4 protein-coding genes are annotated in these 7,719 nt (G+C 71.2%); all 4 read right to left on the bottom strand.

All coding sequences use genetic code 11. The features are described 5' to 3' along the window. Positions 1-176: 176 nt before the first annotated feature. The 4 genes from OCU29_RS04235 to rimO all read right to left on the bottom strand — a co-directional run bounded on the left by OCU29_RS04235 (position 177) and on the right by rimO (position 7,704). Positions 177-3,020, bottom strand: coding sequence for an ExeM/NucH family extracellular endonuclease (locus OCU29_RS04235; protein WP_261818897.1), 2,844 nt, complete (start codon positions 3,018-3,020; stop codon positions 177-179). Positions 3,021-3,116: 96 nt separating this feature from the next. Further along, positions 3,117-5,390, bottom strand: coding sequence for a bifunctional UDP-sugar hydrolase/5'-nucleotidase (locus tag OCU29_RS04230; RefSeq protein WP_261818896.1), 2,274 nt, complete (start codon positions 5,388-5,390; stop codon positions 3,117-3,119). A gap of 188 nt (positions 5,391-5,578) precedes the next feature. Beyond that, positions 5,579-6,208, bottom strand: coding sequence for a CDP-diacylglycerol--glycerol-3-phosphate 3-phosphatidyltransferase (gene pgsA, locus OCU29_RS04225; RefSeq protein WP_179616295.1), 630 nt, complete (start codon positions 6,206-6,208; stop codon positions 5,579-5,581). Then, positions 6,205-7,704 (bottom strand): 30S ribosomal protein S12 methylthiotransferase RimO, encoded by a 1,500-nt coding sequence (gene rimO, locus OCU29_RS04220; RefSeq protein ID WP_179616294.1) that lies wholly within the window; start codon positions 7,702-7,704, stop codon positions 6,205-6,207. The genes pgsA and rimO overlap by 4 nt, the downstream gene beginning before the upstream one ends. Positions 7,705-7,719 lie beyond the last annotated feature (15 nt).

Raw genomic sequence — 7,719 nt, 5'->3', positions numbered from 1 at the left:
AGCAGGCATCGGTGGAGTAGGCATGGGTCGTACCCCCAGGTCAGAGGGTGTTGCGACATTCCCCTGACCTCACCGACCGCTCGGTGGTTCAGAAGTGACTGCTCGGCCGACTGGGGCCGGACGCACCACGACCCGCCCGGGAGGCCCGGGCGGGTCGTGGGTGACGCGGAGTGCTGCTACTTCTTCTTGTTCTTCTTCGGCTCGCGGACCTCGAGGGTGGTGGTGAGGTCGGCGGGTGCCACCGAGTCGTCACCGGCGTAGCTGACGACCACCGTCTTCTCCCCCGCGTTGCCGAAGGGCTTGACCATCTTCAGCACGACCTTGCCGGCGGCGTTGAGCTCACCGACGAGGTCCTGCTTGCCGGGCAGGTCGACCACGACCTGGCCGCCGGGGGTCGCGCCCTCAGCGGTCACGACGACTTTGAAGGTGGCCCGGTGCTGACCGGCGCGCGGACGCTTGGGCGCCACCTTCACAGCGATGTCGGCGTCGAGCAGCTCGGGGGCGTCGGCCGTGGCGTCGAGACCGACCACGACCGGGTCGTGGTCGCTGGAGCGGAAGGGACCCGGGGCGTGGAAGTCGGTGCCGTGGATGTTGAAGCGGCTGTACTCCAGCGCGATCGACTCGCCCGAGTTGATGTTCCAGATGTCGGTGCCGGTGACCAGCTCGAGCGCCGCGTCGTTGGCGAGCACGTGGTCGAGCGAGCCCGACAGACCGCTGAAGGAGTAGGACCACTCCTGCACCGGCGACAGCTCCTGGACGTTGGTGTAGCCGCCCTCGTAGAGGACCTGCATCGGGTCCTCCATCGAGTAGGAGTTGAAGTCGCCCACGAGCAGCACGGCCTCGGTGCCGGTCTCGTCCTGGACCGTGGGCACCCACTCCTCGAGCGCGGTCGCCTGCGCGACGCGGTCGGGGTTGGCGTTGCCCTGGCCGGTGCCGTCGTCGGTGCCGGAGCCCTTGGACTTGAAGTGGTTGACCACGACGAGGACGTCCTCGCCGCCGCCGACCGGCGCGAAGACCTGGCCGATCGGCTCACGGGCGTTGCCGAAGGCCTGCCCGCTCGCGCTCTGGTCGCCCAGGGCCCGGGCCTCGCCGACGCGCTCGACGGCGGCCGGCTTGTAGATCAGGGCGTTGGTGATGACGTCCTGCTCGCTGGCGGCGGGCAGCTCGTCGGAGGACGGGGTGGCCGCCCAGGTGCCCTCGCCGGCGTCGGCGTTGAGGGCGTCGACCAGGGTCTGGGTGGCCTCGTCGGCCTCCTCGCCCAGCGCGGCCGAGTTCTCGATCTCCATCAGGCCCACGACGTCGGCGTCGAGGGCGTTGATCGCCGCGACGATCTTCTCCTGCTGGCGCGCGAGGTCCTGGGGGTCCCAGGCGCCGCGCAGGTCGCAGCCGCCGCGCACGGTGGTGCCGTCGCCGTCCCGGTCGTTGTACGACGTGCAGCCGTCGTCGCCGACGTTGTCGTCGTCGGCGTCGCCCAGGGTCGTGAAGTAGTTCAGGACGTTGAACGAGGCGACCTTGAGGTCCGGGGTGCCGTCGGCCGCGAGCTGCTCGGCGTCGGGGGCCTCGGTGCGGGTGTTCTCGAACGTCGCCGGCGAGGTGGCGGTGTAGTCCGGGCCGCTGACGGTGACCAGCGGCTGGAAGCGGTACGTCGGCGAGCTCGGCGAGCCGCCCTGGGTGAGGATCACGTCCTCGGTGAACGTCGCCGACGCCCCGACGCGCACGGGCGCCTCGTTGGAGACGTACGGCGGCGTGAGCGAGCTGTTGCTGGTGTAGGTGGTGCTCGAGGCGTCGTCCAGGGTGATGGCGCGCGCGTCGTTGTCGGCCTCGACCGCGGCGATCGCGTCCGTGTCCTGGGCGTCGGCGACCTCGGTGGGCTGGATCAGCGGCTTGTCGCCGACCGCGAGGCCGACCTCGCCGTACTGGTTGGTCGAGTAGGTGTTGGTGACGGTGAACTCGCCCTGCGGGCTGAAGAGCATCCCCTCCAGCGACTCCTTGGCCGCGTCGGTGGCCGGCCACTCACCGGCGTACGCCTCCACGGGTCCGGCCGCCTCGTTGAGCTCGACGGTGCCGGCGGCGGAGGAGACCACCTGGGTCTGGCCGGCGTACTCGTCGACCTCACCGGTGACCTCGACGTGGTCGCCGGGCTCGACGGTGATGCTGCCGGAGCCCTGCGGGTAGTACACGAACACGGCGTCGGAGGTGGCGGCGTCGCCGTCGCCCTCGGGGTCCTGCACGTAGAAGCCGTAGAGGTACTGCGGGGCCGCGGTCACGACGCCCGTGGTGGTGACGGCGTCGCCGTCGAGCGGCGAGGTCGCGCCGTCGCCCTGGATCTCGGGGATCGAGACCGCGGTCGGCTCCGGCTCCGGCTCGGGCTCCGCGGTCGCGGCGCTGGGGGTCGGGGACTGCGTCACCGAGAAGTCGGCGGAGTTGACGTCCGTGTCCGACGTCTCGTCGCCGCGGCTCAAGGAAGCGACGTTGCCACCCGGCGACGGGGCGGCAGTCGTCTCGAACACGTTGGCGGTGCCGTAGCCGACCATGTCGACGAAGGCCTGGCTACCGGCCACGCTGCCGGCAGGGACGTCGGCGGGAGTCAGGCCAGCGGTCGAGTCGACGAGGAAGACCTGCCCGTTGGTCGCGGAGAGGTTGAGGGACCCGGAGGCCTGAGGGGCCGGCAGCTCAGCGCCGGTGCTGCCACCGGCACCCCGGACGAGGTAGTGCTCACCGGCCGGTACCGAGCCGGTCAGCGGTGTCGTCTGCGCGGTGCTGGTGCTCGAGGCCGAGCGGTACTGGACCGACCAGCCGTCGACCGAGATCGCCTCGTCGGTGGGGTTGAAGAGCTCGATGAAGTCGTGGGTGTAGGAGGCGCCGGAGTTGCCGCCGCCGCCGTAGACCTCGCTGATCACGAGGCCGGTGCTGACGGCGTACGCCGGTGCGGTGCCGACGCCGGTGGCGAGGGCCGCGAGGCCCAGCGAACCGGCGAGCAGCGGTGCCAGCCGACGGCCGGCCCGGGTGGAGATGGGCATGGAGAAGCCTTCCGAGGAGGGAGGGGCGGCGTCGAGCCGCCGGGGGGGGATGGACGAGGGGCCCGCCGCCGGTGTGGCGACGGGCCCCCGACCGAGCTACTTGCGGACCGTGAAGCGCAGGTTCTGCGCCACCGACTCCGTGGTGTCGTCACCGAGGTAGGTCACGACGACCTTCTTGCTGCCGGGCTGGCCGAAGGTCTTGGTGACCTTGATGACCACGCGACCGTTGTCGTTGAGGCGGCCGGCGAACGTCTGGCCGCCCGGGACGCGGACCCGGACGCGACCGTCGGCGGCCTCGTCACCGACGAGGACCCGGCTGATGACCTTGATCTTGGTCTTGCGGGCCACGACCTTGCCGGGCTTGCGCTTGAGCTTCAGCGTCGGCTGGGCCTTGACGACGGGGAGCTCCGCGGTGACGCCCTGCTCGCTGGTCAGGGTGATCGAGTCCCCGGCGAGCTCGACGGGGACGTCGACGACGATGCTGGCGCTGCGGTCGGCGACCGGGAAGGTGCCGAGCTCGGCGCCGCCGCCGGTCACGGTCACCGAGGAGTCCTCGGGCGACCCGAGGGACGTGAGACCCAGCTTGGACACCTCGATGGTCTCGGTGGCACCGGCGTTGACGCCGCTCTCGTCGGTGTCGACGAGCATCTGGCGCTGGTCGTGGTCGGGGCTGATCGGCGAGCTGTCGGCGATGTAGTCGCGGAAGAGCTCGGCGTCGCTGATGCCCGAGTCGGTGACCTCGGCGTTGCGGAAGGCGCGGAAGTTGTCGTTGCCCTCGGCCAGGAAGTTGAAGGTCGCCACCGAGTACGTCGCGTCAGGGTCGACCTCCTCGCCGTCGATCTTCAGGGACAGGATGTGCTCGCCGGTCTCCGCGGTGGGGTCGGCGACCACGTCGACGTTCTCGGAGGCGCCGAGCGCCAGGTAGGGACGGCTCGGAGCCGGGTCCTCCGGGGTCTCGGCGGTCTGCCACTGCTGGTCGAAGATCGTGATCAGGTCGGCGCCGCTGAGCTCCGCGGTGACGATCGTGTTGCCGAACGGCAGCACCGAGTTCGCCTCGGCGAAGGTGACGACACCGTCGGTGTTCTGCGGGTTCTCGGCGGTGTTGCCGGCGAAGCGGAAGTCCGCGCGCAGGCCACCGGGGTTGGTCAGGCCGATGTCCGGCTCACCGAACGGCAGCCCGTCGAGCAGCGCCTGGGCGACCAGGTGCGACATGGCCGACTCCTCGGCACGGTTGTCGCGCCCGCCGCCGGTCCACTCACCGTCGACGTAGGACCCGCCGCCGAAGGCGGTGGTGATGTCGTCGGTGATCTGGCCGACCGGCTGGTTGCCGACCTCGGCGGCGAACGCGAGGGCCGCGTCGGTGATCTCCTTGACCTCGGCGACCCGCGGGAACGACAGGTCCTCCTCGGCGGCGCGGGCCACGTTGGTGCCCGTCGAGGCCGTGACATCGCCGGTCGCGGGGTCGACGCTCAGGTCGATCTGGCCGATGTTCTCGCCGTACGAGCCGGTCTGGACGATCGGGCGGGTGCCGGCCTCACCGGGGACGGGGGCGTCCCAGGCGTACTGCTTGTGGGTGTGCCCGGTGAAGATGGCGTCGACCTCGGCGTCGGTCTCGTTCACGATGTCGGCGAACGCACCGCCGGCCGCGACCTCCTCCTCGAGCGAGGAGCCGTCGGGGATGCCGGCGCCGGCGCCCTCGTGGAACTCGGCCACGATCACGTCGGCCTCGCCGTTGGTCTCGTCCCCGTCGGAGAGCTGCTCGGCCACCCGGTTGACGGCCTCGACGGGGTCGCCGAACTCGAGCCCGGCCACGCCGCTGGCGCTGACCAGGGTCGGCGTCTCCTGGGTGACGGCGCCGATGACACCGACCGTGACCCCGTCGACCTCGAACGTGTCGTACTCGCGCATGGCAGGGGTCTGGGTGCCCTCGGCGTAGACGTTGGCGCCGAGGAAGTTCCAGTCGGCGAGCGTGCCCACCCGACCGGTGAGGTCGTCGAAGCCCTTGTCGAACTCGTGGTTGCCCACGGCGGAGGAGGCGAGCTCGAGGACGTTGAGGACCTCGATCGTCGGCTCGTCGTCCTGGACGTTCGAGGCGAAGACCGAGGCGCCGATGTTGTCGCCGGCGGAGAGGAAGAGGGTGTTCGCCTCGCCCTTCTCGGCACGGATCTGCTCGATCGTCGTGGCGAACTTGGTGGTGTTGGCGTCGATGCGACCGTGGAAGTCGTTGATGTTCAGCAGCGTGATGGTGACGGGGTCAGCGGCGTAGGCCGCCGTGGAGGTGGTGAGGGTCAGGGCGCTGGCCGCGAGGCCGAGCCCGAGCCCAGCAGCGAGGGGGCGGGTGGCCCGCCCTGCCCATGTGCGAGACGACACGTGTGAGGGTCCTTACGGTTTACCGGATACGACGAGCGCAAGGTAACCCCCTGGGCTCGCAGAATCACGACCGCCACATGAACCACACGTGTCCAGGACGTGCTGAGGCGCAATCCGGTCAACCAGTGCCAAATCGGTCGGTCAGGATCGACAGTTCTCACCATGGCCCTGGCGGGCAAAGAGCCCTCTCAGGCGCGGGGGCCGCGCAGCGTGTGGCGCTGCTTCCACACGTCGCGGAAGAACTCCCAGCCCGACCACAGGGTCAGCGCCACGGCCACGGCCAGCAGCACCTGGGCGACGTAGAAGAGCACCTCGCCGGGCACCTCGAGGGCCGAGGGCAGGTCGGGGTCGCGCAGCGGCAGGGTCAGGCCACCGAGCGCCAGCGCCTGCACCGTGGTCTTCCACTTGCCGAGGTCCTTGGCAGCCAGCACGACCCGCTTGGCGATCGAGAGGCGCATCAGGGTGACGCTCCACTCGCGCAGCAGCACGACGATGGCCACCCACCACCAGATGTCACCGACGATCGCGAGGCCGATCAGCGCCATGCCGGTGATCGCCTTGTCGGCGATCGGGTCGGCGATCTTGCCGAAGTCGGTGACCAGGTTGCGGGCCCGGGCGATGTCGCCGTCGATCTTGTCGGTGATCATCGCCAGCGCGAAGATCACGTAGGCCACGGTGCGCCAGGTGGCGGAGTCGCCCCCGTCGACCAGGAGCGCGGCGCCGAAGAACGGCACCATCACGATGCGCAGCGTGGTCAGCGCGTTGGGCAGGTTCCAGTTGCTGGGGGGCGCCGCCTGCTCGCTGGTGGGCTCGGTCATCGGATCTCCTCCGCGATCAGGTCGACGCCGTCGGTACCGGTCACCAGGGCCGGCACCAGGTCGCCGATGCGCAGCCCGGTGGAGTCGGGCAGGTAGGTGGTGCCGTCGACCTCGGGACCCTGGTGGGCGGCGCGGCCGGCGACCAGCGGGTCGCCGTCCTCGTCGACGAGGCCCTCGACGAGCACCTCGACGCGCTCGCCGATGCGCTCCTCGGCGCGCTCGGCGTTGAGCTGCTCGACCAGGGCGGTGACGTGCTCGGTGCGCGCGCGCACCTCGTCCTCGTCGAGCTTGCCGTCGAGGCGGGCCGCCTCGGTGCCGTCCTCGTCGGAGTAGCCGAAGACGCCGGTGACGTCCATCCGCGCGGCGACCAGGAAGTCGCACAGCGTCTCGAGGTCGTCCTCGCTCTCCCCGGGGAAGCCGACGATCACGTTGGAGCGCACCCCGGCCAGCGGGGCGAAGGAGCGGACCTGCTCGAGCAGGCCCAGGAAGCTCTCGGGGTCGCCGAAGCGACGCATCCGGCGCAGCACCGCGTTGCTGGCGTGCTGGAAGGAGAGGTCGAAGTAGGGCACCACGCCGGGCGTGGTGGCGATCGCCTCGATCAGCCCGGGCCTGGTCTCGGCGGGCTGCAGGTAGGAGACCCGCACCCGGTCGACCCCCTCGATCGCCGCCAGCTCGGGCAGCATCGTCTCGAGCAGGCGCAGGTCGCCGAGGTCCTTGCCGTAGGACGTGGAGTTCTCCGAGACCAGGAACAGCTCGCGCACCCCCTGGGTGCCCAGCCACCGGCCCTCGGCCAGCACGTCGGCGGGCCGCCGCGAGACGAACGAGCCGCGGAAGGCCGGGATCGCGCAGAACGAGCAGCGCCGGTCGCAGCCCGAGGCCAGCTTGAGCGGCGCCATCGGGCCCGAGTCGAGCCGGCGGCGTACGGCGCGCGGACCGGTCGCGGGACCGCCCTGGCCGACCGTGGTGACGTCGCCGTGGCCGGGCACGGCCAGCTCGGTGGCCGCGCGGTCGACCGGGCTGATCGGCAGCAGCCGGCGCCGGTCCTGGGGCGTGTGCGCCTGGTGGGTCTCCCCCGCCACGATCGAGCGCAGCCGCGCCGCGATCTCGGGGTAGTCGTCGAAGCCGAGCACCGCGTCGGCCTCGGGCAGCGACTCGGCCAGGTCCTTGCCGTAGCGCTCGGCCAGGCAGCCCACGGCCACCACGGCCTGCGCCCTGCCGCCGTGCTCGGTCTTGAGGTCGGCGGCCTGGAGCAGGGTGTCGACGGAGTCCTTCTTGGCCGCCTCGACGAAGCCGCAGGTGTTGACCACGACCGTGTCGGCCTCGGCGGCGTCGTCGACCAGCCGGAACCCGCCGGCCTCGAGCCGGCCGGCGAGCTCCTCGGAGTCGACCTCGTTGCGTGCGCACCCGAGGGTCACCATCGCCACCGACAGCAGGTCGGGGCCTGCGTGGTCGGTGGCGGCGGTCTGGTCAGGGGCGGCTGGTGTCTGGGTGCTCATGGCTGCCTCGAGTAT

The organism is Nocardioides sp. OK12, from assembly GCF_024341885.1.
In the GTDB taxonomy this organism is placed as follows: Bacteria; Actinomycetota; Actinomycetes; order Propionibacteriales; family Nocardioidaceae; genus Nocardioides; species Nocardioides marinisabuli.
The sequence above is the reverse complement of the archived record's forward strand: the minus strand, read 5'-3'. Positions and strand labels throughout refer to the sequence as shown.

Coding starts and splice junctions, on each gene's coding strand:
- OCU29_RS04235 (WP_261818897.1), bottom strand. CDS start 3,020: ATGCCCATCTCCACCCGGGCCGGCCGTCGGCTGGCACCGCTGCTCGCC.
- pgsA (WP_179616295.1), bottom strand. CDS start 6,208: ATGACCGAGCCCACCAGCGAGCAGGCGGCGCCCCCCAGCAACTGGAAC.
- rimO (WP_179616294.1), bottom strand. CDS start 7,704: ATGAGCACCCAGACACCAGCCGCCCCTGACCAGACCGCCGCCACCGAC.